32 protein-coding genes and 1 pseudogene are annotated in these 26415 nt (G+C 42.9%); 7 read left to right on the top strand and 26 right to left on the bottom strand.

Annotated elements, in window-relative coordinates; genetic code table 11:
• Nucleotides 1–305: 305 nt before the first annotated feature.
• Nucleotides 306–791: a hypothetical protein gene (locus DW036_RS20500; RefSeq protein WP_004323429.1), complete on the bottom strand. Its 486-nt coding sequence runs from the start codon at nt 789–791 to the stop codon at nt 306–308.
• Between the two features lie 15 nt (nt 792–806).
• Here DW036_RS20500 and DW036_RS26070 point away from each other — a divergent pair, with 15 nt between their 5' ends.
• Entirely contained in the window at nt 807–1046 is a 240-nt protein-coding gene (locus DW036_RS26070; protein ID WP_008659509.1) for a hypothetical protein, read from the top strand.
• 184 nt (nt 1047–1230) lie between these two features.
• Here the strand turns inward: DW036_RS26070 and DW036_RS20485 are convergent, their stop codons facing one another.
• Complete coding sequence (locus DW036_RS20485; RefSeq protein WP_004308712.1) at nt 1231–1587, bottom strand: hypothetical protein; 357 nt, start codon at nt 1585–1587, stop codon at nt 1231–1233.
• Between the two features lie 175 nt (nt 1588–1762).
• Nucleotides 1763–2233 carry a hypothetical protein gene (locus tag DW036_RS20480; RefSeq protein WP_004308716.1) on the bottom strand — a complete coding sequence of 157 codons (471 nt, stop codon included), beginning with the start codon at nt 2231–2233 and terminating at the stop codon, nt 1763–1765.
• Nucleotides 2234–2702: 469 nt separating this feature from the next.
• Here DW036_RS20480 and DW036_RS20470 point away from each other — a divergent pair, with 469 nt between their 5' ends.
• Nucleotides 2703–2876: a histone H1 gene (locus DW036_RS20470; RefSeq protein WP_004308720.1), complete on the top strand. Its 174-nt coding sequence runs from the start codon at nt 2703–2705 to the stop codon at nt 2874–2876.
• 129 nt (nt 2877–3005) lie between these two features.
• On the opposite strand, the gene DW036_RS20465 is transcribed toward DW036_RS20470, so the two are convergent.
• The 7 genes and pseudogenes from DW036_RS20465 to DW036_RS20435 all read right to left on the bottom strand — a co-directional run bounded on the left by DW036_RS20465 (nt 3006) and on the right by DW036_RS20435 (nt 9525).
• Entirely contained in the window at nt 3006–4448 is a 1443-nt protein-coding gene (locus DW036_RS20465) for an OmpA family protein (RefSeq protein ID WP_004308721.1), read from the bottom strand.
• Between the two features lie 53 nt (nt 4449–4501).
• Entirely contained in the window at nt 4502–5959 is a 1458-nt protein-coding gene (gene mobV / locus DW036_RS20460) for a MobV family relaxase (RefSeq protein WP_004323434.1), read from the bottom strand.
• Nucleotides 5960–6165: 206 nt separating this feature from the next.
• Nucleotides 6166–7027: pseudogene (locus tag DW036_RS20455) on the bottom strand (MarR family transcriptional regulator).
• A gap of 24 nt (nt 7028–7051) precedes the next feature.
• Nucleotides 7052–7609, bottom strand: a complete 558-nt coding sequence (locus DW036_RS20450) for a hypothetical protein (protein WP_004323436.1) — start codon at nt 7607–7609, stop codon at nt 7052–7054.
• A complete protein-coding gene (locus tag DW036_RS20445; RefSeq protein ID WP_004323437.1) occupies nt 7606–8001 on the bottom strand; it encodes a hypothetical protein in 396 nt (131 codons plus the stop codon). Before DW036_RS20445 ends, DW036_RS20450 begins: the two co-directional genes overlap by 4 nt.
• A gap of 10 nt (nt 8002–8011) precedes the next feature.
• Nucleotides 8012–8458 (bottom strand): hypothetical protein, encoded by a 447-nt coding sequence (locus tag DW036_RS20440; RefSeq protein WP_182425109.1) that lies wholly within the window; start codon nt 8456–8458, stop codon nt 8012–8014.
• A 17-nt stretch (nt 8459–8475) separates the two neighbouring features.
• The gene (locus tag DW036_RS20435) at nt 8476–9525 is read right to left on the bottom strand and encodes a hypothetical protein (RefSeq protein WP_004323439.1); all 1050 of its coding nucleotides are present in this window, start codon (nt 9523–9525) and stop codon (nt 8476–8478) included.
• Nucleotides 9526–9760: 235 nt separating this feature from the next.
• Between DW036_RS20435 and DW036_RS20430 the strand changes: the two genes are divergently transcribed.
• A complete protein-coding gene (locus DW036_RS20430; protein WP_004323440.1) occupies nt 9761–10405 on the top strand; it encodes a recombinase family protein in 645 nt (214 codons plus the stop codon).
• A gap of 368 nt (nt 10406–10773) precedes the next feature.
• Here DW036_RS20430 and DW036_RS20420 read toward each other — a convergent pair whose 3' ends face one another.
• The 6 genes from DW036_RS20420 to DW036_RS20385 form a co-directional block, all read right to left on the bottom strand.
• Entirely contained in the window at nt 10774–11454 is a 681-nt protein-coding gene (locus DW036_RS20420) for a hypothetical protein (protein WP_118356386.1), read from the bottom strand.
• A 468-nt stretch (nt 11455–11922) separates the two neighbouring features.
• A complete protein-coding gene (locus DW036_RS20415) occupies nt 11923–12177 on the bottom strand; it encodes an LPD11 domain-containing protein (protein WP_004313639.1) in 255 nt (84 codons plus the stop codon).
• 490 nt (nt 12178–12667) lie between these two features.
• On the bottom strand, nt 12668–13168 hold the full coding sequence (locus tag DW036_RS20410; protein ID WP_007218096.1) for a DUF4313 domain-containing protein: 501 nt from the start codon (nt 13166–13168) through the stop codon (nt 12668–12670).
• Between the two features lie 418 nt (nt 13169–13586).
• On the bottom strand, nt 13587–13901 hold the full coding sequence (locus DW036_RS20400) for a hypothetical protein (RefSeq protein WP_007218095.1): 315 nt from the start codon (nt 13899–13901) through the stop codon (nt 13587–13589).
• Nucleotides 13902–14366: 465 nt separating this feature from the next.
• Nucleotides 14367–14894, bottom strand: a complete 528-nt coding sequence (locus DW036_RS20390) for a hypothetical protein (RefSeq protein ID WP_004308734.1) — start codon at nt 14892–14894, stop codon at nt 14367–14369.
• 487 nt (nt 14895–15381) lie between these two features.
• Nucleotides 15382–15762, bottom strand: a complete 381-nt coding sequence (locus DW036_RS20385) for a single-stranded DNA-binding protein (RefSeq protein WP_004308735.1) — start codon at nt 15760–15762, stop codon at nt 15382–15384.
• A gap of 431 nt (nt 15763–16193) precedes the next feature.
• Between DW036_RS20385 and DW036_RS25800 the strand changes: the two genes are divergently transcribed.
• Nucleotides 16194–16406, top strand: a complete 213-nt coding sequence (locus tag DW036_RS25800; RefSeq protein WP_229035899.1) for a hypothetical protein — start codon at nt 16194–16196, stop codon at nt 16404–16406.
• Between the two features lie 52 nt (nt 16407–16458).
• On the opposite strand, the gene DW036_RS20375 is transcribed toward DW036_RS25800, so the two are convergent.
• From DW036_RS20375 to DW036_RS20365, 3 genes are all read right to left on the bottom strand, one after another.
• Nucleotides 16459–16719, bottom strand: coding sequence for a hypothetical protein (locus DW036_RS20375; protein WP_004308737.1), 261 nt, complete (start codon nt 16717–16719; stop codon nt 16459–16461).
• Between the two features lie 14 nt (nt 16720–16733).
• Nucleotides 16734–17063, bottom strand: coding sequence for a hypothetical protein (locus DW036_RS20370; protein WP_004323450.1), 330 nt, complete (start codon nt 17061–17063; stop codon nt 16734–16736).
• Between the two features lie 182 nt (nt 17064–17245).
• Nucleotides 17246–17548, bottom strand: a complete 303-nt coding sequence (locus tag DW036_RS20365) for a hypothetical protein (RefSeq protein ID WP_004323452.1) — start codon at nt 17546–17548, stop codon at nt 17246–17248.
• Nucleotides 17549–17619: 71 nt separating this feature from the next.
• Between DW036_RS20365 and DW036_RS20360 the strand changes: the two genes are divergently transcribed.
• The gene (locus DW036_RS20360) at nt 17620–17919 is read left to right on the top strand and encodes a hypothetical protein (RefSeq protein ID WP_008777440.1); all 300 of its coding nucleotides are present in this window, start codon (nt 17620–17622) and stop codon (nt 17917–17919) included.
• A 726-nt stretch (nt 17920–18645) separates the two neighbouring features.
• On the opposite strand, the gene DW036_RS20355 is transcribed toward DW036_RS20360, so the two are convergent.
• A complete protein-coding gene (locus DW036_RS20355) occupies nt 18646–19614 on the bottom strand; it encodes a tyrosine-type recombinase/integrase (RefSeq protein ID WP_118465993.1) in 969 nt (322 codons plus the stop codon).
• Between the two features lie 129 nt (nt 19615–19743).
• On the opposite strand from DW036_RS20355, the gene DW036_RS20350 reads away from it, so the two are divergent.
• On the top strand, nt 19744–21009 hold the full coding sequence (locus tag DW036_RS20350; RefSeq protein ID WP_118465992.1) for a putative DNA modification/repair radical SAM protein: 1266 nt from the start codon (nt 19744–19746) through the stop codon (nt 21007–21009).
• A 14-nt stretch (nt 21010–21023) separates the two neighbouring features.
• Nucleotides 21024–21794, top strand: a complete 771-nt coding sequence (locus tag DW036_RS20345; protein ID WP_118465991.1) for a TIGR03915 family putative DNA repair protein — start codon at nt 21024–21026, stop codon at nt 21792–21794.
• Between the two features lie 5 nt (nt 21795–21799).
• Here the strand turns inward: DW036_RS20345 and DW036_RS20340 are convergent, their stop codons facing one another.
• From DW036_RS20340 to DW036_RS20315, 6 genes are all read right to left on the bottom strand, one after another.
• Nucleotides 21800–22468 (bottom strand): MgtC/SapB family protein, encoded by a 669-nt coding sequence (locus DW036_RS20340; RefSeq protein ID WP_061437635.1) that lies wholly within the window; start codon nt 22466–22468, stop codon nt 21800–21802.
• A 200-nt stretch (nt 22469–22668) separates the two neighbouring features.
• Nucleotides 22669–23649 (bottom strand): lytic transglycosylase domain-containing protein, encoded by a 981-nt coding sequence (locus DW036_RS20335; protein ID WP_118466005.1) that lies wholly within the window; start codon nt 23647–23649, stop codon nt 22669–22671.
• Between the two features lie 83 nt (nt 23650–23732).
• A complete protein-coding gene (locus tag DW036_RS20330; RefSeq protein WP_118465990.1) occupies nt 23733–24458 on the bottom strand; it encodes an SDR family oxidoreductase in 726 nt (241 codons plus the stop codon).
• Between the two features lie 10 nt (nt 24459–24468).
• The gene (locus tag DW036_RS20325) at nt 24469–24930 is read right to left on the bottom strand and encodes a GNAT family N-acetyltransferase (RefSeq protein WP_118465989.1); all 462 of its coding nucleotides are present in this window, start codon (nt 24928–24930) and stop codon (nt 24469–24471) included.
• 5 nt (nt 24931–24935) lie between these two features.
• Entirely contained in the window at nt 24936–25361 is a 426-nt protein-coding gene (locus tag DW036_RS20320; RefSeq protein ID WP_022209092.1) for a secondary thiamine-phosphate synthase enzyme YjbQ, read from the bottom strand.
• 55 nt (nt 25362–25416) lie between these two features.
• Nucleotides 25417–26274 carry an ion transporter gene (locus DW036_RS20315; RefSeq protein ID WP_118465988.1) on the bottom strand — a complete coding sequence of 286 codons (858 nt, stop codon included), beginning with the start codon at nt 26272–26274 and terminating at the stop codon, nt 25417–25419.
• Nucleotides 26275–26415: the final 141 nt, after the last annotated feature.

Raw genomic sequence — 26415 nt, 5'->3', positions numbered from 1 at the left:
AATTTTATGAATACCGGAATCTGTGATTGCGGAAGGTTACGTCAAATTTCATTTCAGGTAGCAACAGCGGTACTTGAACATCGTTTGCCACCGTACCTTTGCGCACGAAACAAACAATGGTGCATGTCGGGACTGTGAGAATGTAATACAATTAGAACAGGTAATATAGAATCGGTAAAAGAGGCTGTGAATTGGTAACAGAGGTTCGGCAGAACATGGTCTATAAAAGTAACCGGACTGTTATATAGGAAGATGATAACCACCCGCTTGAGTTGCGGGTGGCTTTAAAAAAATTATATGGAGTATCAGAAGTGATAGTCGATGACTCCTCCGATATAGAGTATCGTTCCCGGTTCAAGCGTACAGACAAACTCCATAAATGCAAAAGATTTTTCGGCAAATGACTGGTATCCCTCTCCGTCCAAATAGAAATGATACGCAATATCCAATGGATTTTCCAATGCCTTTTCAAGTTGATAAACAGGGCCTACAAACTCCAACATATTTTCCGTCGTAATAGCTTCAGCTTTCTTACGGATGTTAGTCACAAAGTTCTCTTTCCATTGTTCCACACCACCAATGTAGCGTATGGTGTCATCACCTACAAGTTCGAACATATCTTTTGGTAGAGCAGTATTGACCAAATAACGAATATCCTCCTTACGTTCTTCGTCATCTATCTCCGCACAATAGTCATAGAAACTGCCATCTCCTTGATGGAGAGTGTCTTCATTCAGATAGTTTTCTTTTTCTATCCACATTTTAGAAATCTGAAAAATTCGGCTGTGCATAATTTTGAAATTTAAATGATTAAACTTTATTCCCTTTACTTGAAGCTCTTTCGGCTTCTTGTCAGGAATGATTTTTATGCGAAATTGACAGCAAGGAAAGGATGGATAAGGCAAGTAAACAGTGAATGGAATGAAGTGGAATACCCAAATCTTCGATATGCGGAAGGCTGCCACAAGTATCCGGGAACTGTTAGCGCAGCGTTACTTGACGACCATTCTAAAGCTGTATCTTTGCATACAAAATCTCTCAGATAAGAACTGCCGATGTGCGATATAAAGAATATCTATAAAAGACTGGAGAAGCACTCTGAGACTGTATAAAAGGACTGAAGGCGACAAAGTCTCCAATCTGCATGAAATCAGAGAAGCTTATCGGATAATGATAGTTCGCTGCACGCTGTCAGCATACCGTCATTTCGTTTTCTGCATCGGATTAGTCTTAGCCTGCGGCATATTCATAGATGTTACAGAAAGAATTGTCGTTTTCATCTTTCCGTTGTTCGGCAATAGCAAGAATTTCTGTTATTGATTCGACAGACTGACCGCTTATCACCTCAAACCACTTGAATACTTCTGTCTGGTTGACAAAATATTCCTTGTACCATTTGTCGTCTGGAGTACATAGGTCTGCAATGTACTTTTCGGGAAAGTATTTACTCTCTTGGTCATTTGTCCAGTACTCCGCCAGACCCGACTCTTCCGATTGATAGAAATAACATAGTGTTGGGAATTTCTCACATACCAGTTCAAGTGTTTCATCACACGGAAACCAAGCCGTTTCCGTTGTGAATTTCAAGAATGTCAGGCCAATAAATGTGTTATACTGTTTAGAAACGGAGTACGACGAGTAAAAAAGGAATAGGACCGGTTGTGGGAGTTCGGTGGAGCATGGCTATAAGAGTAATCGGGCTGAATATACAATACAAGGAAATGCTATCCACCCGCTTTGGCTACAGGTGGATATGTTATTGTCATTCCGCACCTCTCATGATGGTGAGTTGGTCGGGACGGTTAGGAAACCAATAAGAATCACTGTCAATATATACACATCTGCCACTATTACAGAGATTCCCAAAAGCTAAGACCTCACAAGGTCCAAATATCACTCCATAATCGTTTGTAAACGCCACCATATCTCCCACACTCAAGTCGTTTTCCGTATCCATCACCTTGGAAAGGTGGTCGTAAAACTCAATACCTTCAGCTTCACGTTCTGTTTTCCAACGCAAAAAGTCTTCTTTATGACTTCTACCGGTATGTATCGGTGATAATTCAGAAGGAAAAACCTCCGCTTCCGAAGTATCAGATGCAATCAAAATAACGCTATCCTCTTCAATGTTTTCCGGAATAGAAGCCACTTGGTAAACCCCATTAGACAGACCACTATCTGGGTCATGCCAATAAAGAAGATTACCCAACTTGATAAAATCGTATTTTCCCATATTCTTTGATTTATTATTTCCCTTTGCTTGAAGCTCTTTCGGCTTCTTGCCGGGGATTGATTTTTATGCAGGATTAACAGTGGAATAAGGGCGATAAGACAAGTAAACAGTAAATGGAATGGAACGGAATACCCAACCTTCGAATGTAAGAGCAGAAGCAGGCTTGTCCTTTTATACCTTGCAATGAGAAGGGGACTGAAAGTCAATCTTTGATTTGAGGAAGGCTGCCGTAAAATATCCAGGAACCGTTAGCATAGCGGTGCTTGACAATCGTCCGGACACTGTACCTTTGCATATAAAATCTCTTCGGCCAGATTTGCCGATGGTGCGATAAGGGAATACTCAGAATGGAAAAACATAAAAAGGGGTATCATATTATAGGCGAAATATATAACAGAGCTAATATAAGTCCTAAAAAAATATTTTTGCTATCTTTGCCAGCGTATTATATAATATTAAGAACATAACAATGGAAAAAACATTTACACAAATCTGTGAATTGTTCGATCAATTCTCAAAAGATGCCAACCTCCAGATGGAGAAAGGCAACAAAGCTGCCGGAACTCGTGCCCGCAAAGTATCACTTGAACTTGAAAAACTTCTCAAACAGTTCAGAAAAGAGTCACTTGAAGCATCGAAATAATTTTCATTCTGGTTCTGACAGTAGGAAAATGGCGAACTTCACGTGTACCATATCGAAAAAGCCTCTTCGCTTCACAGCGGAGAGGCTTCATTGATTATGACAAAGTTAAACATCAATTATGCGAAATTTCTATTTCGCTTTTGGAAAAAACAACTCCACTTTCGTATGTCTGTTGGCTTCCACGGGCGTATAGTCGGCAATTCCACCTTTGCTAACTCTGATAATCCGCTTGGCTGGTATTCCACGTTGTTCCAGTTCTGCGGTAATAAAACCTGCTCTCGATATACTCAAAGAATCATTGATACTTGATGTTCCTGTAGAACTGTCAGCAGCACCAGTTACCCTCACGGATAAACTGTATTTCTTAGCTACACGAGCCAGTTCGTCAAGATTAAGCCTCTGTGAGGTATCCGTCAGATGTGTCGTATTGAGAGCAAAAAAGAAATAGATGGGTGTACCGATGCACTCTCCATCAGCGTATGAAAGAACCGTGGAATCCATAGCGAGGGTGTCCTGATGGGCGGACTGCACATTTCGGGAAGCCGTGTAATTATATGATGGCTTTCCATTCTCTGTCTGAAGAATAGTCGTGTCAAGAGGTGACGACCCGTCCCAATAGCTATGCTTCAATCTTGCACGAAGCGAGTTCAAACCGCTATAATTATTTATAGGATATCTGCATCCGGTTATATCGTCGTTGTCAAAGATATGGCTATATGTATCGAGTAGTCCTTCGATTTCCAGAATTTTCTTTAATTCCACGAGTGTTCGCTTATCTTGATTGTGACGTCCCACATAACGCCTGTTCTCCTCCGAAAGGAAGTTGCCATAATCGACAAGCAGTTCGTTCCGATGGATGTATGGTGCCGTATCCACCGCGCGCTTCCAGCCGACCTTACCGAGATGAAAGGTGAATCCGGCAGTCAGCGAAAGCATGTGATCGCCCAGACGGTTTGGATAGCCATATCCGTCGAAATCCTGGAATGTAGTTGTGTTAGAGAGTTCCAGCATAGCACTAACCCGTTTGGAAATACGGTATTGTGTTAGTATGCCGTAAGAAAGCGCAAAGGGATTGTTCCCGTTGGTGGCGTTATGTAGCAGACCGACACCCATAAAGGGTGCAAGCCTCCAACGTACCTGTTCCTGTCGGGCATATCTGCGTCCAAGGAGATTCCACAGGAGATCTGCATGGATATAATGGTAGTCCTGCGTAGATAATTGTGCATCCTTAAACTGCAAGCCACTATAATTTACCCTTGCGCCGACCAAAGGAGTAAACCATTTGCCGACGGCGAGGCTGTACGAAGGTTTCACTCGTCCAAAAAGGTCTTCACAACCGAGAGGTGTACCAAGAAAAACTGTCGCACCTCCGGATATGCTAACAAACCAGTTGCCGGTTCGAGATGCCGGAAGTAGCACCCCGTTGAGATAGACGGGCTGCATCGGTTGAAGCAATTCCGCTACTTCATAATGAATAGTGTGTCGTACAGTGTCCTTCTGTACGGGTTGTACACTTGCTTGTGCCTGCAACGTGCAGAGCAAAGCGAAGATGAAAATAATTTGTTTCGTCATATTCCAATGATTTCATTAGTTATACTTTTAATCTGGTGTAAGGCGTATGCCATTTACCGTTTAGATTTCTTGCCGATAGTCGAGCGCATCATGCGGCTCGCCATCCTCATACAGCGAAGTGCCCATGCTCGATTGTCCTCGTCCTCGTCGCGTCCCCATTTGAGGTCACTCCCTCCGCCTCCACCACCATGTGATTCGGCAAATGTAGTGGCATCATCTACCATTCCGAGAAATAGCATTGTCGCACAGTGCATGATTTCCGTACCCCGCTCGGCGATAGACTGTACCAGTGAACCGTCAAAGAGCTGCCGTTCTGAAACATTCATTTGTGCCGATGCGTTACGATACTCGCTGATTACACTCTCCAGTAGGACGTCTTTAAACAAGCTATCCACTTTGGAGTGTACATCACGGGAATATTGATAGGCCTCCTCTTTGAGTTCTTCGGTACGTTCTTCAATGGCTCCCATATCCTTTTTCAGTTCGATGAGTTGCCGGTCAGCCGTCTGCAACTTTTCCTGCTTGTCTGCCAGTTGCCTGATGATTCCTTGCAGCTCTTTTTCCAACATTTGTATTTGGATTGCCAATTCTGCCGCATTGCCTTTGTTTTCTTTTAAATTGTACTCGGCTGCCGATAACAAGGTTTCTTTTTCAGTTTTCTGCTTTTCAAGATTGCTAACCATTGTCGTAAGCCCTTTGACTCTGCGTTCTGCCAACCGGATGTCTGATTGAAGTTCACCCAATACCTGTTGATGGAGTTTGATATTATCCTCGATTGTTGTACACTCTTCAGACAACATTCGGCGGTATTCCTCAGTCGTTCTGTGCCGTGCACCCGTTTCGGATATGCTTGTTCCTCTTGACATTCCCCACTTTGTATTGACTTCTGCGAAAAAGTCCGTATGAAGTTGTTTCATTCTTGCACTATATTCAAACTTATCCTTACCGGCGAAGATTTCCTTGTACGCAAAGCGACTATCCTTGATTGGCAGAAGCGTACAGTGGATATGCGGGTTCAATTCATCCAGATGTACAATGAATGCAGCGATGTTCTGCTCACCATATCTGCCACAAACGAATGAATAAACATCCTTGGCCCAGCGTTCAATGTCACGCTTCCGTTCGATGCGGGTATTGTCCGCACCTTTTTCAAAGTCCACCTGTTGCGTACCGAAAGCAAGTTCCTGCATTCGCTGCCGTGAACCGCCGAAGATGATATTTACCACCGTGCGGTATTTTGGCTCGAGCAGCCCCTCATTAGGATCTTTGATTCCACGGTGACTTAATATGTCCGCCATCCGTTTGGGAATGCTACGGCTTGTGTCGATGGGATGTATTTTACCTCCGGGCGCAATCTCGAAGTTCAGCCGTTTACGCGTAGGATCATAATTTCCCTTACTCATAGCGTACTTCTCTGCCTTTTCACTACGGTCACGCAGATGTTCATTACTTTGGGCGGTGGTAATCCCTTTCGACACCTGCACGTCGAGTACCTGTTTTTGATTTGCCATACGTTTTTCATATTGTTTCGGACAATCTACCGTGTCCCAGCTTGCTGCTTGTTCGGACACCCTTCCCACCAACGTCAGGCAGGTGGGGTATTAGGCTCCCCCTTCCCTTTGTTCGTGGCAGGCGGGCAAGCCCGGATGCCTTCTATAACTGGCAGGGGGGCTTCACTGGATACAAAAGTGGATTGTTGCGGTTATACATTCTGTTTTCAACCTCCAATCTGATACGTTGCCTCCTGTGCCTTTGCCGCAAATGCCAGAAAAGGCTTAAAAAGCGTTTTAAGGAACTCCCTGTCATCTTCATCATAATCGGAATTTTCATCCCTATCTACATCAAGAATAAGCCCGGCAATACCTTTCGAAGTTGCAATAAGTCCTGTCCAGTCCCCATACAATTCCAATCGGAAGTAGTCCATAAACTCTGTACTGTCATCGAATCTCGACTTACGCAGTGCCCGTTGTATAGCGGCAAATGTAATGCACTCCAAAGCTACCATACGAATCTTGACAGCTCGTTCATCATCATCCGCTGCCGGATTGATGCGAATGATACTGTCCGGAGATGGGCAGCTATCGCATATGCCAGCTTCATCCATTGCCCGACGAACAAGTTGCTCACACTTGATTCCGATCTCGTCAAGGGACACTTTGCCGATTATCCAATCGGACAATGCCTCACGTAGCTGTTCTGCAAGGTTCAACTTCTTCTGTCCATTGCAAGACTCCGTGGATTGGCTGGTTTGCACAGTCATGGTAATGATGACGCTTTTGGAAAGCCGGATGCGATTCAACAAGCCGAACTCTTCCATTACATCCAAAAAAGAACGGACAGTAGCCCTATGCCAATGCCATTCCGATGAAAGGTCAGAAACAGTCACGTGGCACTGGTTGGGTTGAAGTTCGTAGCCTTTGTTCCTTAAAAAAAGGGGAAACAAAACCTGCCAAAGATTTATCCAATAAATCACAGAAGGCTTCTGTCTTTGTTTTTCGTTCACCGACTTTCTCCTTGAGGTAGTCAAATACTTCTCTGTCTGCCAATATAGGGACAGCTATTTTCTGCTTGGTTTTCATTTTCATTTCATTTTTTAATTATTACTACTGTGCGGATATATCAGTGTTGCCGCTATCCGCATCTTGCGGCAATATCGCGTGATGATGGTCATAATAACTTTCGGCTAATAGTCTGGGGAATTTCATCCATTCAGAGATTATGCCTATGTCCTGAAATTCGGTCATAACCCGAACAGAGGGATAGAACAGGGCAGCCAAAAGAAGATAGGCGGCAGTTACCGCCGTTGTGTACAAGTGTGGAACAAAACTGATGGCCAAAGCCACCAATGAGAGTATGACAAACATACATGGTCGGTCACATAAACCTCTTAACAATCTGTCCGCTCTCCTAAATGAATATATAGTGGCACAGATAGCAGTTGAAAGAAAAACACCGAACTCGCCAACATGTCCGCTGATGTAAACATAGTGGAAGAGCAATAGCAGAATCAATACGACCTGTACATATAGTTTACGAGCCTTTACACTGTGTATCATAGCATCGTAGAACCTTACCATAAAAGAACGGTGGCTTTTGTACAATGCTAATGGCAATACGAAAAGCGTTATACAGAAGATAAGTTGTAGTATATTCCAAATCATAAATAATAGGGTTTCTCGCGTATTTGAATGGGGGATATCATCAACTCTAATTGGACAATATTGTGGGTGGCCAATAGGATGATAACTTCGGCGTCCCTCGGTGAAAGGTATATCGCTGCTTTCTTAATACGTTGCTTGAACGTATGCTCCTGCTTACGGTAGGCTGCCAATGCCTTATCCAGTTTATGTTCCGGAATTGTCCATGTCATGCCTTTGGCGTATGAGCCTTTGTCTTTGCAAGCCCGCAGTACCAACGTGCGGGAAACAATGTAATTGATATATCCGTTTCTTGACAAAGCATACTCCTTATAGAAATTGTCATCAACAACCTCTATCCATGTCCGGTATTCCCTAATCCAATAAACCATTTGTCGGTATAGTGTGTCCCGCATAACATGACCATTAAAGGAAATCCATCAAGAGATCGTCTTTGTTCTTCTTATACTTGAATGTGCCACTTTTGGAATGAAGATCCAAATCAAGGCACAGCTCGCCGTACATCTGCTCAAGAGAATCATAGATGGTGACAAGAATGCTATTTACCTTACCGTCTGCATCTGTCTTGCAATTCATCTTGAACATCTGTCCAAATGCCGGGTTGGAGTATGCACAGGTGCTATGCCCGAATTTGTCAGCGTGCGTGGGGATGTGGTGGTAGAGAGTTATAAGCTCCATATCGTCCTCAAACAGATCCATCACTTCCTCCAAATCGTAAGGGTCGCGTAGCGGGAAGGTCAGTAGGGCGTAGTCACCGTAGAATTGTGCTTCCTCCATTATCGTCACATCGAGTAGTTGCGGTAGTTGCAGAGGGACAAATGTCATAAAGTCATTGAAAAAATGTCGTAACATATTCATTTTTTATATTGTTAGAGCGTCTGTATGAAAATATCCATAAGCATTCCTGGCAGTTCAGTCAGTTGACCACTTTCCGATTGCAGGATTCGGCTCAAGGTTTTGAACGCCACAGGTGTCTGTGCCGCCATCCTGTCAAGTTGTTTCCGTTCTTTATCGGAAAGCAATGTCATAGAGAATCCGTCCAGTGAAGTATAAGGGTGGATAAGCATCCATATATAAGCATGTGCTTGCGAAGAAGTCTTGATTTTTTTGTTCCGAACATCTTCTATACAAATCTGCATATTTTGTATTTGGCGACGATTGGTGCGCATTGTCAAATAAAGCATAGCCTCCCGATAGGTAATCTCCTTTCTCTCAGCGGCAAAGAATATCTGCGAACAACACTGTTCAGTACCACGTGTGATGTCAGCCATACTCTCACCTTCGAAATCGTGCAAGTGAGAGAGGAACGCACGGAATATAGCATCTTCTTTAGTGATATAAGTAATCAGTTCATTGCGGCTATGTATGCCGTTACGGATAGTTCGGGTCAGTAACATACGGTAAGCCGCAAGGATTTCCTCTTTGTTACCCTTATGAAGCGGAAGATTATCCAGTGAGTTGAAAAACGGGCGGATTTCTCCAGCGGCATGATGCAGTTCCTCATCATTGTTATAAGGTGAGAACTCTCCTTTGAGAGCCAAAAGTTCCTGATAAGTACGCGTCTTTGAGAGGGCTAAGCGTGAGAACTCAGTGCGGATAGAATCATGCAGTCTGATACACTCTTCACGCTGATTGGAATGGGGGTGGCTGAGCGTATCATTCCGGAGATACCTAAAAACAGAGTCTTTTACTGTTTGCCATTGTAGGATATGCTTGGTCAATACTTGAAATGAGGAATCTTTCTGACGTCGTATATTGTACAAGTACTCCCTGTATATTCCGGCAGGATCGTTCGTAGCTTCAGACAATGATTTGCCATTTCTATCGCTGCATGATATCAGGCCCAATATGGCCAATGAAACGATACATCTTCCAGTCAAAAATGATGGAGTCTTGTAGTATGATTTTAAAATTTTCATATTTAACAATTCATATTTAACGATGCAAATCTATATATTATTTTTATTGTAAAAGCCCTTTTATATCGCATTTAGTATAATTTTTGGTATCATATTAATAATATGATTATCAATGAAAACAAGTGCAAGAAAAAAAGCTAAAAAAAGGATTCAGCGAGATTTTTGCCACGATATGATTTTAGATTAAAATGAAAGTGCTATATTTGCACTTGTTATCAAAACAGTGTATATTAAAATGGCAAAAGTTGGCTATATATTCAAGGAAAATAATGACAGTTTTGATGCTGAGAGAGAATGGATGCAGCGATATGGTTGTGTACAAATCGTAGAGGAAACAGTTGAACATGAAACATTGAGACCTATGTGGAAACAGCTTATGGCGAATCTTCAAAGGGGCGATGAAATAGTCATATCCAAATTCAGCAATGCTGCACGCGGTTTAAGAGAACTGGCCGCGTTCATCGAACTATGCCGTATCAAAATTGTACGTGTCATATCCATTCATGACAGAGTTGATACTCGCGGTGAATTATTCCCCGGTACGACAGCAGCCGATGTGTTGTGGATAATAGGGGCATTTCCGGAAGAAATTGCCGCACTACGAAAATATTCCGCTCATGTCGAGAAGTTACGCCAGAATATCAAAGCCCCGGCTGTGCCGAAGGTATTACCTAAAGCTGAACGAGATAAGACAATCGTGGATATGTATATCAACGGGCATTCTTTCGATGACATTTGGGCTGCAAGCGGTTTTAGCAGCAAAAGTTCTATTTGGCGCATACTCAATAAATATGGCGTAAAACTTGATCGTGGCCAAACCAGCGGTCCGCGTGTCAAACAGAACCCGAAAGAGGACGGAACAAATGAAGGTGACTCCTGATAGAATTTTCAGATAATCAGGATCGTATATTTGTTTTTCGGTTATTATTTTGTATTTTTATTATTGTTAAAACTATAAAAGTAAGACTTATGGGAGATATTATAATTGTATTGCTGGTATTCTGGGTTGTCGGCAAGCTCTTGAAGGGCGTGTTTGGCGGTTTCAGTAAAAGCAGCTTCAAAGATGATAAGTAGGCCAGCCAAGGGATGGGTAAATACGGTCAAAAAAGACTGGTTCAAGAGGCGTGAAATTGTAAAAAGGAAGTGGAATGGAATAAATATAAACGGAGCTTCCGGCAACAGGAGTCCAGGATATATCGGTTGAGATATACCCTGAATACATGTCGGATATTGTCTGTCCGGAGATGTTTAGGCTTTCCACCTATACCCCTCGTTTGTCAGTTCCAAGTATTCCTCTAATCCCGGTTTTACGAAAAAGACAATTTCAAAGGCATCGTTACTTCCGTTATCGGGGAATGTCATGTCGGTTTCTCCATTTCGGATAGTCCCTTTGCCCACGTTGGAACCAAGGTCTTCATCCGCATAGGCATATTGAAACTCGACGTCCGGAAATATTTCGGAGAGTGTTTGGATAAGCAGCGGCACACCTTCCCAAGCCGTATCAAACCAAAGCACGTTCGGTTCTTCAAAATTCTGATTAAAGGCATTCCATTTTGTACCCCAGTTAGCGATAGACCATTCATACCAAGTAGGATAACCGTATTTTCCCCAGTTTTTCAGATATGTCATTCCAAGTTGTAATGCTTCTTCCCTGACTTTTTCCTCCTGAATTTCCATCCATTGAATGACTTTCAGGTCGTCCTGTGAATTGAACGGTTTACGTTGCTGTGCTATGATATACTGCATACCAAATTCCCCAGAAGTGGACGCTTCTATCAGTAAGTCCTTTGGCATAGGGATAATGTTGTTGAAGTCAATATAGCAAGGCGTACTGTCTTCATCAGTTTTTCCTTTTAAGAAATCCATCACATTTTGTACTGTTTCTCTGTCTGCGTTTATTTCTAAACGGTTTGTTACATAATTAGGCATGATTTTAATGTTTAAAGAATTGGTTATTATTAACTTTTTTTCCTATTGTCGGTTCTTTACTGATTGAACCGTTTTGGGATTTATGGATGCGGTAAACGGATGTCGATACAGCTTCATACGGCAACTTTTCTTGCCAAATTACTCTTGCGCAGGAAGGAAGAATTTTGTAAGAAATACACTTCAAGTAGCAGGATCAAGCGCGATAGCCGACCTTTGCATTTGATAAAACCAAACCGGTGATAGGATGAAGAATAGATGGGAGATAAAATGAAAAATAATTAATATAAAAGAAGAATGCTATTCCTTTTGCAGAAATATAAAAAAGGAATAGAATGATATAATTATAAAAGAGGGACTATTATTACCCTCTCAATTATAAGAGGGTATGTTCTCAAACTCCGACCCTTATTTGTAATACTGTAATACCGCAACACCTCCGTTAAAGGTTATTACGGTATTTTTTTTGAATTATTCTTGTGTTACTTCCATAGCATTGCTGTATTCTTTGATTTGCTCCATTGTCAGCCATTCGGGTTTTTCGTTTTCTCGGAAGCTGTCGTGAATTTTCGTCATGTATTCAATTTGTGCCTTTTCAGAACCAGCCCACAAACGACGAGAACTTTTGTTTCCAAAGCCAAGATAATATTCACAGTCGGCTTGCAAACGACCCAATAACATATACCTGAATTTTAAATCGTGCTGTAATACTTCTTCTATTGTCATACTCGTTTTCGTTTTTAATTAAGTTTTTTATTTTCCCTTTTTTCAAGTCTTTCGACTTTGCCGGAAGGGTTGTTTTTCATGTGCGTCCCAAACGACGAAGCAGGAACGCAGTGCAAGGAATCGGAAATGAAATTTTATGAATACCGAAATCTATGATTTAGGAAGATTACGTCAAATTTCATTTCGGATAGCGTAGCGATACTTGGATAGCGTTCGTTCGCCGTAATTTTGCACACGAAAACAAGACCGGGCGAAAGTCTGGATAACGACAGGAAACATCAACATTCATTACATAAGGGCTGTAAAAGAGAAGCAGGCAGTTACGCTGCTATAAAAGGGAAACAAGGAAATTAAAAAAGTGGGCACGGAGCAATCTGTAAAAAAGGGGGATGCCACCTGTCTTCGGGCAAAAGAAGATACCATACCGATAGGATTTAACCGATACGGTATCTCTTTGGTAGTCATCAGTACCATACTTTCAGAAAACCATTTAAAAACATTCGATATTCGCCTCTTGGAAAATCTGCGGGGCGTGCTGATAAAGCAAAGGAAGATTCAATACCGCCATTGGATATTCCACAAATCCGCTTCTACGCTTGTAACCTGAATAGGTCGCTAAATTATTTGTCTCCAGAAACTCCATTGCATCCGGATAATGATTCACATCAATAAATGTACGGTCTGGCAAATCGAGTGCATCCATGCTCTCCAAATTGACGGATAGCACGATATACTCTGTTTCATCTTCCACACTTTGCAAAGTAAGTGCTAACCAGCCATTGCCATAAAATTGAGGCATGAGATAAAAGCGTTCTCCACGAAACTCGTATTCTTTCCGCGTTAGGGAGCTGTCCGGCTCTACCAAGCGAAAATCATCCTCTCCAGAAACAAATTCTGTTGATGGGTCGCTGACATCCACATACGTTCCATTTACATTGTGACACAAATACTCTGCATTTTCTGAACGAACAATCACAAATTGAATTTCCATACTTTTAAAATTTAGCTATTAAACATCATGTTCTTTTTTTCCCTTTTTTCGGAAGCCTTTAGGCTTCTCCAGTCGGGATTTGATTTTTACGTGCATTCAAGATTGCCTTTAAGGAAAAGCAGGCAAGGAATTTGGACAGAATTTTTACAGTTGCGGTATGGAGCGTATACGACATTTGAGCGATTGAAAATCGGGAAAGCTACTGAAAAATTGTGTTCAAATAGCGTAGCGGTACTTGAATGTTTTTCCGTGGCAATACCTTTGCACAGGAAAAAACAAGTCCTGACTGGTAGCAGCCTGAAACGAAATAATTTCGTTTTATACAAGGGTAAAACGGAGTGATAAAAAAGGGAATGACCACAAAGAGCAGCCGACAAAAGCCGGCTTTCTTTTGTTCCTGTGGGAGGAGCTGGGACATTTAATCCGTTACATCATAATAATAGCTTAGCTCGTCATCTTTCAGATACTCCATTGCATATTGACTGGCTTGTGCCCAAAGGGTATTATACAATGTCGCAATTTCCGGCCTTGTTTCATAATACTGCCATATCTTATGGTTAAGCACTAAAACCAGTTCCGTGAGATACTTGTAGTTCTCTTTCCACTCCTCAAAAGCACGGTTGAAAGTGTCCTGTATCGCCGAAAGACCAAATCGGTCAGCAATGGAAAAATCATTCCAAAAGGTTGTTTGCAATTCATAACCGTTCTCTAACATAAATTCTCTGAATGTCATAATGCCTCAAATTTTAAGATTAATATTTTATTTATTTCCCTTCGATACTTCCTGTACCGAAAGGTTGATTATTTTTCTGCCCACGGGATTGGCGGCCAGAACGGGCAAGGAGGATGCGGAAAATACACTCTTCGATATTTCGGAGAGGAAGATTTTACAGCAGCAAGTGTCAGCGGTCCTTGACAGGACGGACAGCCGGCAATCGAATTTTGCAGGGAAATAACCAGGCTTGCGGGATAGAAATATAGGGGGTAGCTGGATGGGGCTATAAAGGAGGGCCGGAGTCTAAAAAAGGAAACTGGCACAAGCGGCCACCTACAACAGTTGGGCGGGAACATTCATAAATGTGTAAAAAGGAATAGTTTCCCACCATATTTTATGCAGAATATATACGGCATAAAACACAAGTGCCGTAACAGCCTCTTGAGAAAGCGTTACGGCATTTGTTTAAGTACAGGTTACAGGCTATTTTACCTGAACGAGGTTGTCCTGTAGAGTTTTCCAGCCATACACTGCGGCCACATAGGGGTGGAGGGAACGTGTAACTTGGCGAAAACCATTCTCGTCAATTTCATAGTTGTAGATTTTTGCGGCAATCCGTTCTGCGTCGTCACGATTTTCAGCGACACGGTACAAAACATAATTCGTGCCATCATGGTGCGACATACGGCCTCGTATATCGTAGCCGTCACCGTACCACTCTGCATCATACTGTGTAGATTGTAATATCCCGGCAATGTTGTCACCCAAAATTTGATAGCCTTGTTTGCGTCCGTTCCACAATCCTAAATCTCCAAATGCAATAATGACTCCATTGACATCCTTGTTTAGGTTCTGCCGCTCATCCCCCAATTCATTATACACTTCGTCCGACCACTCTTCATCGCTGACCTTGTAGGCATCATCGTCCAGTTCTTCTCGCTTGAAATTTTGATAATACTCTCTTGCTGTTTCATCCAATAGAGCATCACTTGACCAAATTATTTGTTTCATACATTCTAATTTTTTATTTTCCCTTCCCTTCAGAGGCTTTTACCTCGTCCGGTGGGATTTGATTTTACGTGCAAATCACAAGGCGGAAGAAGGGAACAATGCAAGGAGGAAGCGGAATCCGAAGGATTTCATTTGAACGGCATTGACTGCAAATGAAACGCGCCTTGCAGGTTCACGTCCGACTTAACTTCGCACTGTAAAATTAATGGACGGCGGACGTAACCTCACTTTTGGGAAGAAATATGGTTATAAGAGGGACTGGAAAGCTGCTCAGAGGTATGGAATTGAGAGAGTCTTCTTTTTTCTATTGAAAATCGTAATCTGCCTGTTCATCAAGTGGAGCTAAGTATAACAGTATTACCGGGTGAAGATTTCATTTGGAGCTTGGCATCGCAACAGTCACTTATAAAAGTATGATGCGTATTAATCCGGTCATGAGCAAAACAAAAGCGACCAAAAGATCGCTTTGTTCATGATAAGGCAAGAATTATTTTTTGCCTTTTTTCACGGGCTTTACCGGCTTTTCAGGAACATCCTCCTTTTCGATAGGAGGATAAAACTTGACAGCCACCATAACAACACGATTGTGCTTCACACCGACCTTGTCGGTCCACTCTTCAGGCTTAAAGTAGCCTTCAATGGTGAGCATCGTACCTTTGGTCAGTTGGTCGAATGACCCAGTATTCTCGTTTTTACGCCAAGCCTCAATATTCATAAAGGCTGAAATGCGGTTGGTTTCCTCGGCATTCCTTTCCTGACGGCTTACAGCCAATGGGAAACGTGCGACACTGCTGTTGGTGAACTCTCGGATTTCAGCGTCTTTACCTAAGAATCCGGTTACTGTGAAATTGTTTTCAATCTTTTTCATGTTGAATTGCTTTTAGAAGTTATTAAATCAATTTTTACACTGCCTAAAAAGTAGATGTCGTTTAAGGGATGCACCAAGGATAGCGCGTCAATACGCTTTATTTTTAGCCACAGGTAAAATCGAAGGCTCGATAAAGGAAGATTGAAGCGGCTACGCCATTGGTCAAGACAACCATGTCGTTCCCGTCGGCATACTATCTTTGCAGAGGAAAAATGATGATTGCTTCGATAAAAAGCGATTATGGAAAATGGGAAACAAGTAAACCGGTAATGATAAGGAAAAAGAGCAAATCCAAATGTCGGCACAAAGGCGAGACATCCGTCCGAAAGTCAGTGAAGAATAGCAAAGCCAAAGCGAGACATGCCTGGCTTGAATTGAGACTGTAACAAACAGAATACCATCCAATCAGAAAAAAGGCCACTGCATAAGGAATGTGTCAGCCAAGAGTGGACAGAAGCGTAGGTAGCCCATCCTTGGAGGATAGTGATATCCGCATCGAAAAAAATGGAACTGGAAGGAAAAACGGCAGGAAGAACCAGACTTTTCACAAAGTGGTTTCCAATTCGCTTTGTGCGAATGGCTGGTTTCTACAAAAGGGAGTGGCGCAGCCAAAAGAAAAAGTTATAAAAGGAAAATGGAAGTAAGGCTGAAATGGGTGATTCCATTCCAGCCAGTCGATGATATTTGTCCAAGGTGTCATTGAAATTCAACCATCATAATACGATGCTCGAATATTTTGGTTTTGTCGCTGGGACGTCGCTGGCAAACCCAAAGGTGTCGTGCACCGTAACCGTATGTGAAATATTCATCAAGTGGAGTTTTTTTCTCCAACTGTCTCATGCTTTCACGCAATTCCGCCTCATTGCCAGAAAAAAGAATCGTGTTAATGATTCGGAAATAAAGTTCAGTTACCTCGTCACAATAGGGGCAAAAGCTGTGTTCAATTGTTACTTTCATGCTTCTTTTGATTTTTATTGTACTTCGATTATATCTTCAATTCGACCATATAGGACAGAACGTAGTGCGGTTTTGTCAATGGCATAATATTCGGCAATATGTCCGTGTTGTTTCACGAAATACCGTTTGAGAACATCGGAGAAGTCAAAACGGTAGCCCATTAAAGCGATACCTCTTTTGAAATGGCAGCACTCTTTCACATTGCGGGTGAGCCAGTTCTTTTCTTCCCGACTCAACTTGTCGCCATTATCAAGACGTTCCCGTAATTTGTAAACCTTGCTATCTTTCAGTTTTTCCAATTCGGGCACATCCCATTGGACGAATTTCATTGCTATCTGTGTCATGGTTTCTATGTTGTAAAATTGTAAAAATTACTTCATCACAGTATTTAATACTCTCTCTTTGCCACAGATGAAACGAACAGTGATTTTGTTGTCGAAATCACCGACAATCGTTCCATCCGTGTGTCTCTTATAGAATAAGCAAAGTGTAGGATAGACCATAATTTTACTTTATCTTCTTCTACTCATTCAGTTACTAATTTGACCTTCCATTCTCCCTGAGAGAATATTCTAAAGCTCACGTACTCGTCTTCAAATTCATAGGTTAGAATCTTGATATAGACTTTATCTTTGTCCTCCAACGATTCTACCAATTTTTTGATTTCTTCTTCTGGATACACCCAACGAGAGGAAAATTCTGCATCTACACTATCACCATATCGATTGGTAAATTCGCTGAAAGTGTCATCCAAGAAAGCCTCTATTTTGTCGAGGTCTGTTTTATTTTCCGTTCTTGCGTGGAAAATGTTGGTTGCATAATTTGCCATAAATACCAAGTTTTAAGTTTGTTACTTTCCCTCCTGTAGCATTTCACTTACTTTCGGGCTTGATTGAAATTATGTCGCTTCAACAGGTGGCATGGCTATGTATGCAGGGTTTCACTACAAAATACTACCTCTGCGAAGCGGAGCGTGGAGATTTTGTAGTGAACCTTCAGGTTACAACCTTGCATACAATAAAGACATGGCAAATACCTTTGCGACATAATTCCCATCGGGCAGACCGAAAGTTGATATGCGAGCATGTGGGAGTTTGCTCGGTACGGATGTGTGTAAAAGGTGGCTATGAAGTAAAAGAGTATCGCAGCGAAAAGAGAAAAGAGGCAAGAGCTTATCTTCTCTTTTGGCTGTATGGGTAGAATGGGAAAATCACAAAAAGTAACATGAAAATCCAGTTTGGTTTAGTTTGTTAGCCTTATATATGCTAAACTAAATTAAACTAAATATAGGCAGGCATTTTTGGCTGCCTGTACAAAAAAGATTATCTTTGCTACAAGCAATACAACTTCAAGAGATAATAATTTGTATTCTCTTTATGAACTGCAAATAATTTGTTAGTTAAAGTTAGGAGCAAATTCTTCGAATGATGAGAGCAGATAAAATTGCTCGGAATGCACTCTGAAAGCAAACAAACGAAAAGAAAGAAACAGAGTGCAAATAGAAAAATGAGAAATCACTTTAATTCCTATTTTTGTTCCTTATTTGTTTCTCCATTAAAATTACCTTTCTTATAACATATTGATTATAAAATATTTAAGTGTATATTTTTAAGATGGTTAAGAATATTTACCAAGTAACGGCAGACTTTCTTGTCGGGCGCGATAAGAATAATCTTTTCTAACAAGTAATTTAACTAAAAAAGACTGTTTATTGCCAAGATAAGGGTGATAACAATGTATCCCGTTTTTGATGTATCAAAGATGGAAGGTTGCTCTATTTGTATACTTCTATGAGAGCGGGATAATATGTTTTTTTCTAATGATATATTCCCTAAAGAATGAAATAAATGATTTTGTGTAAGAAATAATATCTTTTATTTGGAGATATGAGATTTTGTGTTCATCTTTGTTGATGATAAAACGCCGTTACTTGGTAAGTAATACCTCGTTCTTCCCCTTGAGTATAAATGCAATCAATTTTTCATTTTCCACATCTACTTTCTCGTTTTCAAAGGGCTTCAGGTACGTTTCTGTCACTTTGATAGAGGAGTGCCCCAATGCTTTGCTGATAATTCCGATATTTATTCCCCGATGGAATGCCAGGGTCGCCCACGTGTGTCGGGGGGTGTATGAGCTTAACTTCCCTTCTGGCAACAGTATTTTGGCCAGCTTCGCCAGTTTCCGATTGAAAGTCCTCAGCGCGCACAGGTAATGTTTGTGCAGTTCCTTACCGTCTTTTGTCTTGTCGTTCAATATAGGAAACAGATACCCGGACTCTGGGATTTTTTGTCGGAACTTTTCCAGTAGCCGTCCGGCATTCGGTGTAATCCTGACTACTATCTGCCGTCCCGTCTTGTGGCGGCAATAGACAATGAGATTTCCTCGCAGGTCCTGCTTGCGCAGGTGTGCCAGATCTATGAACGGCATTCCCCGCAGGAGGATCATCAGTGCAAAGCAGGCGTATGTGCATTGAACGTCGGGCGGCAGTGTCTCGATGTCCGTGTCGAGTATGGTTTGCGCTTGCCGTTGCGTCAGTGCACGTTTGGTTTGCGATTCCACTCCGGTGTATACATCATCGAACAGGCTGGGGGTAATCTCCGTCAACCGGTCATTCACCGCTCTGTTGTACACTGCCTTTAGTGTGCGCATGTAGGTGGACACAGTGTTCCATGCAGCTTTGCGCCCACGCAGCCAGTCTTGATACTCTTTCAGCCGTGCCACGGTGAAAACTTCTCCGATACTCATCCCTCTTCTTTGCTCTTCGGAACACGCAGTGAGGGAGTTCAGCGTGGCAGTGTAGGTGTGTACAGCAGGATATTTTCCGTCAGTTTTCAGCTTTCCGATAATTGCATTCATGTAAGAATGCAATGCTGCATTCTGTTTTTTCTTTCTCATTCTTTTACTTTAATAAATTACTTTGCAAAGTAACACAAAGAGAGTGGCAAAGTGTTTGAGAGAGGATTATTTGTTTTCTTCTCTTTGAATTGCTAAATTTGACCCGATTATAAGTATATGTGGTAGATCATGAATGAAAACGTCCTCAATAAACTGAAAATACTGGCAGAGTCGGCAAAATATGACGTCTCATGCTCGTCCAGCGGTACCGTGCGTTCTAACAAACCCGGTATGCTGGGCAATACTGTCGGCGGCTGGGGCATTTGCCATAGTTTTGCTGAAGACGGGCGTTGCATTTCACTACTGAAAGTAATGTTGACGAACTATTGCATCTATGACTGTGCATATTGCATCAATCGTCGCTCTAATGATTTGCCGCGTGCTACGCTTTCTGTCAGCGAGTTGGTAGATCTGACGATGGAGTTCTATCGCCGCAATTATATAGAAGGATTATTCCTGAGCAGTGGTGTGGTGCGGAGTCCGGATTATACTATGGAACGCCTGGTGCGTGTGGCAAAGGACTTGCGCACAGTGCATCGTTTCAATGGCTATATCCATTTGAAAAGTATTCCAGGTGCCAGTCGTGAACTGGTGAACGAAGCAGGTCTGTATGCCGACCGCCTCAGCGTCAATGTAGAAATACCGAAAGAAGAGAATCTGAAACTTCTTGCCCCGGAGAAAGACCATAAGAGTGTATATGCACCGATGCGCTATATTCAGCAGGGCGTATTGGAAAGTTCGGAGGAACGGAAGAAACACCGCCATGCACCACGTTTTGCCCCTGCCGGACAGAGTACGCAAATGATCGTAGGGGCTACGGCGGAAACAGACAAAGATATTCTTTACCTTTCATCTGCCCTTTACAAAGGACCTACGATGAGACGTGTTTATTATTCCGGTTATATCTCCGTGAATACGTATGATACGCGTCTGCCGGCCCTGAAGCAACCACCGCTGGTGCGTGAAAACCGCTTATATCAGGCAGATTGGCTCATGCGCTTTTACCAGTTTAAGGTGGAAGAAATTGTGGATGATGCATATCCTGACCTGGATCTGGAGATTGATCCTAAACTGTCGTGGGCCTTGCGCCATCCGGAGCAGTTTCCGGTAGATATCAATCGGGCGGATTATGAGATGCTGTTGCGTATTCCGGGTGTCGGAGTGAAGTCTGCAAGATTGATTGTGGCATCCCGTCGTTTTTCCAAGTTAGGTTTTTATGAGTTGAAGAAGATAGGGGTGGTGATGAAGAAGGCGCAGTACTTTATTACCTGCCATGAACTCCCCATGAAGACAGTGAATGAGATGACTCCGCAAGCTGTACGCAGCTTGCTGATCACGAAACCGAATAAGAAGAAAGTGGACGAAAGGCAGTTGTTGCTTGATTTCCACGACTAAGAGAGTTCCTTTCCATGAATATATTTGTTTTTGATAATACTTTCGAGGGCTTGCTGACTTCTGTTTTTGAAGCTTATTCTCGTCGTGTTTTTCCTGATGCATTGTTTCCGGAAGGAGAGCCATTGCCTTTATTTCATGATGAAGTCTTCACGGTAATCACCGAAGAAGAAAAGGCAAAGCGGGTATGGCGTGGTTTGCAAAAGAAACTTTCTTCCGATGCTTTGTCTTGCCTCGCCCAATGTTGGCTGGCTGAGGAACAGGAAACTCCGATACTTTTGTTCCGCTATATCTGTAAGGCGATTGATGCTCCCCGTTCCATTGAAACCAATTTTGCCGATCCGGATGTGCTGGAATTCTCGCGTATGTGGAAGCGGGTGGATTGGGAACGTCTTCGTATGCTCCAGTTTATCCGTTTTCAGAAAGCTGCCGACGGCACCTTCTTTGCTGCGGTAGAACCGGAAAAGAATGCTCTGCCACTGGCTATCGATCATTTTAAGGATCGTTTTGCCGATCAGCCCTGGCTGATATACGACATAAAACGGGCGTATGGCTTCTATTATGATTTGAAAGAAGTACGTCAGGTCACCTTTGACGAAGGTTCACGCGAGGGACATCTGGTCACAGGTATGCTGGATGAAAGCCTGATGGATAAAGACGAGAAACTCTTTCAGCAACTCTGGAAGACATACTTTAAAGCCATCTGCATCAAAGAACGGCTGAATCCGCGGAAGCATAAACAAGATATGCCTGTACGTTACTGGAAACACATGACAGAGAAGCAGTAATAAGATTATTCTATCTGTTCTACTGTCACATCCGGCCATTCCTGCATCAGTGACAGCATGTGCCCTTCGTCATTACTCCGCTTGGATTTGATAACCATAGTCACTATATACCTTTCTGTATCTCCGGAACCTAATCTTTCCATTTTGTAGGAGACTAACATATAATTTCGGGATTTAAAGCGATCGGAAACTTCCTTAAGGATATCCTTATTTCCAGTAGAGAACGTTATCATAGAGCTTTTCATCCCTACACTTTTAAAAAGGATGCTGAGCAATTCCAATCCTGCCAGAGTGAGCAGGGTAGCAGCTATACTTATTACATACATTCCGGCTCCAACCGCCAGACCGATGCCTGCTGTAGCCCATATTCCGGCAGCAGTAGTCAGTCCTCTGACAATTTGTTTTTGTAATATGATGGTACCGGCACCGATAAAACCGATACCGCTGACTACCTGGGCTGCTACACGGCTCGGGTCCAGCGAGACGCTGTTTTCTTTGATAATGTCCTGAAAGCCATATTGGGAAACAATCATGATGAGGGCACTGCCCAGCGATACTAAAAAGTGAGTACGGTATCCTGCTTCTTTGGCACGGTATTCCCTGTCCAGGCCGATGATGGCACCTAAGATGCCGGCTACTAATAGTCTGAGTACGAAATCGAAATCTAATGTCATATTGGCTCCTTTCTGTGTTTTAAGTTACTGTACTTTTTCTTTCGGCTTGCCCCGAAAGAAAAAGATACCAAAAAGAAAGAGGCACCGGCTACGTCTCCGAAGCTACTCCGGCAATGGCAGTGTCGGAGTAGCCCCGGAAGTGCAGCCTTGAGTTTTTCTTTTGGTATCTTTTCTTTTGTCTCAAGACAAAAGAAAAGTACTTAATTTATAACCCATGCCCTATTATGCGGCACCGTCTTCTTCGGATCATAGTGCATTCCCGCCTGTGTCGGTATTTTAAGAACGTATGTACGTCCGCTTTTGTTTTGTAACGAACTATCGCGCAGCCATGGGTTGGCATCCTTCAGTTGGGCGTAGGTAATGCCTTTACTCTTGGCAAATTGTGCCAGATTGTCGATACTCGTTGTTACATTGACCTCTGTATAGGGGATGGCCGGGTAAAGATGTTCCCGTTTCAGCAAAAAGCCATAGCGCTGCGGATTACTGATGATAGCTTTGGCAGCAAGCAGGCGGAACATGTAACGGGAAGTTTCTTCTACAAGCCAAAGATCTACGGCTTGATCTACGAGCTGTTTTTTCAGTTCAGAGGAGATGCGGCCTTGTCCACCATTGTAAGCAGCGGCTACGCAAAGCCAGTTACCATATCTTTGGTAGGCATCTTTCAGATACTTGCACGCGGCACGGGTGGCTTTCTCCACGTGATAACGTTCGTCGATATTGGGGTTTACTTCAAGACCGAATTCGCGTCCGGTAGTTTGCATGAACTGCCACATTCCGGCTGCTCCTGCCGGACTACGGGCAAGGGTATTGAGGTTGCTCTCTATTACGGCGAGGTATTTGAAATCATCGGGTACACCGTTTTCCTTCAATATGGGTTCTATGATGGGAAAGAAGCGATTCGCACGCTTGATGGTGAGCATGGTGGTGGAGTGCATATAGGTGAACGACATTTGTTCGCGGTCCATACGCTCACGATGATCGTAGCGTGTCAGATCAATTTCCTGTCCGGCAAAGGTGATTTTATCCGGTACGGAAGGGGAGGTGACACAATAAGGAACTTCGGATTTAACGGATTGCTGTTCAGGGTCTATCGTGCTGTGTCCAAACAGAAATGGAAGTGTGGCACCGGTGCATAGAGCAACTGAGGTAACTATCAGGATATGTATTGAGTTTTTTTTCATTTTCAAAAGTTTGTTTGGTTCGAGGTCGAATATACAATATTTACGGGAATGAGGCAAGAACTATGTTGTCTTTACAACGAATCTTAGTTCTTTATAGGCAATCTTTCCCATAACCACCGCGGGATCATTCGCCAGAAAAAGACAACTACACGGTATCTGCCGTCAATCACAATAACCCGTTTTTTCCGGTTCAGGGCACGGACGATACTCTTCGCTACCTGATTGGCTTGCATCAGCATGGGGAACTTACCACTTTTCAGTAAGTCGGTAGCGACGAACCCCGGGCGTATGTCTGTGAAATGGATATTCAAGTGTTGCATCCGGGAGAGTTGTGCCAAGGCTTCGATGTAGGTATTCTGGAAACGTTTTGTCGCAGAATAGGCCGGGGCGATGCCCAATCCTTTGGTGCCTGCAATGGAACTGATGACAGCGATGTGCCCACCTCCTTGGGTTTTGAAGTGATTGAAGGCGGCGGTCACCATGCGGGTGAATCCTTCTACGTTGGTACGGGCGGTATTTAGTTCTATTTCAGGCTTCAGTTCCGGGTTCTGGCTACCTATGCCGGAGCTGAGGAAGAACAAATCCATGCCACCTAACTTCCGGATAAGTGTTTCCAGCAGGGTGGGGGCATCCGCATCTGTTACGTCCAGACGTTGGATTACTATTTGCCCGGGGGCGGTGGCTTGCAGTTTCTCCAATGCTTCTTCCCGTCTTCCGGCAATACCGATGTGCCAACCTTGCTGAATTAGCAGTTTGGCAACTTCTTCTCCTATGCCGGAGGTGGCTCCTATAATAATGGCTCGTTTCATGCTTTCTATGTTAGTAGTTTGTTAATTGCATGTGCAGGATGGGAAAGGGCTTGCCTTGCGCATCTGTTTCATCCCGGCTTATTACTTCAAAGCCCCTGTTACGGTAGAAGCGGAAAGCCTGTTCGTTTTGTCCGTTGACATCCACTTTGCGGAAACCTCGTTCGTTTACGGCAAACTCTAATAATGTCTTGCCATATCCTTTTCCCTGTTCGTCGGGGTGGATAAACAGCATTTCTATTAAATCGTCGCTTAGTCCCAGAAAACCACTGATGCGGTTGTCTTTATTCTTTATAATATAGAGTTGCACTGCGGGGAAATAAACGTCCTGTACCAGAGGTTTGTAGTATTGAATATCTTCTTCACTCAGAAAGTGATGCGTACTGCGTACGGATGCTTCCCAAAGTTCAGAGAGTTCGGGATAATCTTTCTCCGTGGCGACGAAGATATTTGTAGGAAGATTGTTTGTTTTCATATATTCTATTGCCCGATGACGGTTGCTACTATTTTTCTTCCACCGCCACGATTGCGGAATTCACAGAGGTATATACCTTGCCAGATACCCATATTCAGTCTACCATCAGTGATAGGTATGCTGAGACTATTACCTGTCAGGGTCGATTTGGCATGGGCGGGCATGTCGTCATCTCCTTCACAGGTATGCATATAGTAAGGTTCCCGTTCTTTCACCAGGTGGTTGAAGATGGCTTCCATGTCAGTCTGGACATCCGGATCAGCATTTTCATTGATGCTAAGCCCGGCGCTGGTATGCTTGATGAACAGATGTAAGATTCCGGCTTGCGGCAGACGCGGCAGGTTACGGATTATTTCATCCGTTATCAAGTGAAAACCACGTGCACGGGGACGTAGGGTAAATTCTCTTTGAGTAACAAAACTTTGTTCCATTTTATATATTTCTATGCGTTATTATTTGCCAATATGATTTAGTATGAAAGTCTTTCTATTCTTTAGGGGCTTTATCAAGTGATGATCCGCAATACTTACAGAACTGTGCACTTTCTTCGTGTCCTCGCCTGTGACAGTTGGGGCACTCTCTTGCTACATTCTTTTCATGTCTTTTCATCAGCGATACGGAAACTATGCCGGTGGGTACTGCAATAATAGTGTAACCTATCAGCATGACACAACCCGAAAGGAATTTCCCCAGGGCGGTGACAGGAGTTATATCTCCGTAACCTACCGTGGTAAGCGTGACGCAGGCCCAATAAATACTGTTGGGAATATTGCTGAACTGCGTGTTAGGCTTTCCTCCTTCAATCATGTACATCAGTGTTCCGATAGATATCACCAGAATAACCACAAACATAAAGAAAACTGCGATTTTCTTGCTACTGTCTCGTAGTGCTGTCAGTAGCATTTGTCCTTCTATCCAGAAGTTGAATAACTTGAAGACGCGGAATACCCGTATCAGGCGGAATGCCCGTATAACAAGCAGATAGCGTGCCCCGGGAAACAGGAAAGCGAGATAAAGCGGCAGCGTTGCCAGCAAGTCGATGATGCCGAAAGCACTGAAAGCGTATTTGGAAGGTTTGGGCGAACAATACAACCGGGTGATATATTCGAAAGTAAAGAAAGCGGTCAGTAAATACTCCATAACAATGAATGGAGTTTTCAGCCATACCGGCAATCCTTGCAGGCTTTCCAGGATCACAAGTCCCACGCTAAGCAATATGCACCAGATCAGGGTAACGTCGAATAGCTTCCCGGCCGGTGTGTCAGCTTCGAATATGATGACATATAGTTTTCGTTTCAAAGCCTGATTATGCATCAGTTCTGTGAATTTATCTTTCAGTTTCATGTGTCACAATGTTTGTTACAAAAGTAAGAAAACCTTTCCGAATGAGAAAAAGGGTACTTGACTTTTTGTAACTTGCTGGAATATGGAGTATATTTGTTACCTGTTTTCACGATTTAAAAGTAAACAACCATGAATCGAATA

It is taken from the genome of Bacteroides sp. AF39-11AC (genome assembly GCF_003474285.1).
Taxonomy (GTDB): domain Bacteria; phylum Bacteroidota; class Bacteroidia; order Bacteroidales; family Bacteroidaceae; genus Bacteroides.
The sequence above is the reverse complement of the archived record's forward strand: the minus strand, read 5'-3'. Positions and strand labels throughout refer to the sequence as shown.

Excerpts from the sequence above, each read along its gene's own strand:
- DW036_RS20500 (WP_004323429.1), bottom strand. The coding sequence starts at position 791 with ATGCACAGCCGAATTTTTCAGATTTCTAAAATGTGGATAGAAAAAGAA.
- DW036_RS26070 (WP_008659509.1), top strand. The coding sequence starts at position 807 with ATGATTAAACTTTATTCCCTTTACTTGAAGCTCTTTCGGCTTCTTGTC.
- DW036_RS20480 (WP_004308716.1), bottom strand. The coding sequence starts at position 2,233 with ATGGGAAAATACGATTTTATCAAGTTGGGTAATCTTCTTTATTGGCAT.
- DW036_RS20470 (WP_004308720.1), top strand. The coding sequence starts at position 2,703 with ATGGAAAAAACATTTACACAAATCTGTGAATTGTTCGATCAATTCTCA.
- DW036_RS20465 (WP_004308721.1), bottom strand. The coding sequence starts at position 4,448 with ATGACGAAACAAATTATTTTCATCTTCGCTTTGCTCTGCACGTTGCAG.
- mobV (WP_004323434.1), bottom strand. The coding sequence starts at position 5,959 with ATGGCAAATCAAAAACAGGTACTCGACGTGCAGGTGTCGAAAGGGATT.
- DW036_RS20450 (WP_004323436.1), bottom strand. The coding sequence starts at position 7,609 with ATGATTTGGAATATACTACAACTTATCTTCTGTATAACGCTTTTCGTA.
- DW036_RS20445 (WP_004323437.1), bottom strand. The coding sequence starts at position 8,001 with ATGCGGGACACACTATACCGACAAATGGTTTATTGGATTAGGGAATAC.
- DW036_RS20440 (WP_182425109.1), bottom strand. The coding sequence starts at position 8,458 with ATGTTACGACATTTTTTCAATGACTTTATGACATTTGTCCCTCTGCAA.
- DW036_RS20435 (WP_004323439.1), bottom strand. The coding sequence starts at position 9,525 with ATGAAAATTTTAAAATCATACTACAAGACTCCATCATTTTTGACTGGA.
- DW036_RS20430 (WP_004323440.1), top strand. The coding sequence starts at position 9,761 with ATGGCAAAAGTTGGCTATATATTCAAGGAAAATAATGACAGTTTTGAT.
- DW036_RS20420 (WP_118356386.1), bottom strand. The coding sequence starts at position 11,454 with ATGCCTAATTATGTAACAAACCGTTTAGAAATAAACGCAGACAGAGAA.
- DW036_RS20415 (WP_004313639.1), bottom strand. The coding sequence starts at position 12,177 with ATGACAATAGAAGAAGTATTACAGCACGATTTAAAATTCAGGTATATG.
- DW036_RS20410 (WP_007218096.1), bottom strand. The coding sequence starts at position 13,168 with ATGGAAATTCAATTTGTGATTGTTCGTTCAGAAAATGCAGAGTATTTG.
- DW036_RS20400 (WP_007218095.1), bottom strand. The coding sequence starts at position 13,901 with ATGACATTCAGAGAATTTATGTTAGAGAACGGTTATGAATTGCAAACA.
- DW036_RS20390 (WP_004308734.1), bottom strand. The coding sequence starts at position 14,894 with ATGAAACAAATAATTTGGTCAAGTGATGCTCTATTGGATGAAACAGCA.
- DW036_RS20385 (WP_004308735.1), bottom strand. The coding sequence starts at position 15,762 with ATGAAAAAGATTGAAAACAATTTCACAGTAACCGGATTCTTAGGTAAA.
- DW036_RS25800 (WP_229035899.1), top strand. The coding sequence starts at position 16,194 with ATGTGTCAGCCAAGAGTGGACAGAAGCGTAGGTAGCCCATCCTTGGAG.
- DW036_RS20375 (WP_004308737.1), bottom strand. The coding sequence starts at position 16,719 with ATGAAAGTAACAATTGAACACAGCTTTTGCCCCTATTGTGACGAGGTA.
- DW036_RS20370 (WP_004323450.1), bottom strand. The coding sequence starts at position 17,063 with ATGACACAGATAGCAATGAAATTCGTCCAATGGGATGTGCCCGAATTG.
- DW036_RS20365 (WP_004323452.1), bottom strand. The coding sequence starts at position 17,548 with ATGGCAAATTATGCAACCAACATTTTCCACGCAAGAACGGAAAATAAA.
- DW036_RS20360 (WP_008777440.1), top strand. The coding sequence starts at position 17,620 with ATGTCGCTTCAACAGGTGGCATGGCTATGTATGCAGGGTTTCACTACA.
- DW036_RS20355 (WP_118465993.1), bottom strand. The coding sequence starts at position 19,614 with ATGAGAAAGAAAAAACAGAATGCAGCATTGCATTCTTACATGAATGCA.
- DW036_RS20350 (WP_118465992.1), top strand. The coding sequence starts at position 19,744 with ATGAATGAAAACGTCCTCAATAAACTGAAAATACTGGCAGAGTCGGCA.
- DW036_RS20345 (WP_118465991.1), top strand. The coding sequence starts at position 21,024 with ATGAATATATTTGTTTTTGATAATACTTTCGAGGGCTTGCTGACTTCT.
- DW036_RS20340 (WP_061437635.1), bottom strand. The coding sequence starts at position 22,468 with ATGACATTAGATTTCGATTTCGTACTCAGACTATTAGTAGCCGGCATC.
- DW036_RS20335 (WP_118466005.1), bottom strand. The coding sequence starts at position 23,649 with ATGAAAAAAAACTCAATACATATCCTGATAGTTACCTCAGTTGCTCTA.
- DW036_RS20330 (WP_118465990.1), bottom strand. The coding sequence starts at position 24,458 with ATGAAACGAGCCATTATTATAGGAGCCACCTCCGGCATAGGAGAAGAA.
- DW036_RS20325 (WP_118465989.1), bottom strand. The coding sequence starts at position 24,930 with ATGAAAACAAACAATCTTCCTACAAATATCTTCGTCGCCACGGAGAAA.
- DW036_RS20320 (WP_022209092.1), bottom strand. The coding sequence starts at position 25,361 with ATGGAACAAAGTTTTGTTACTCAAAGAGAATTTACCCTACGTCCCCGT.
- DW036_RS20315 (WP_118465988.1), bottom strand. The coding sequence starts at position 26,274 with ATGAAACTGAAAGATAAATTCACAGAACTGATGCATAATCAGGCTTTG.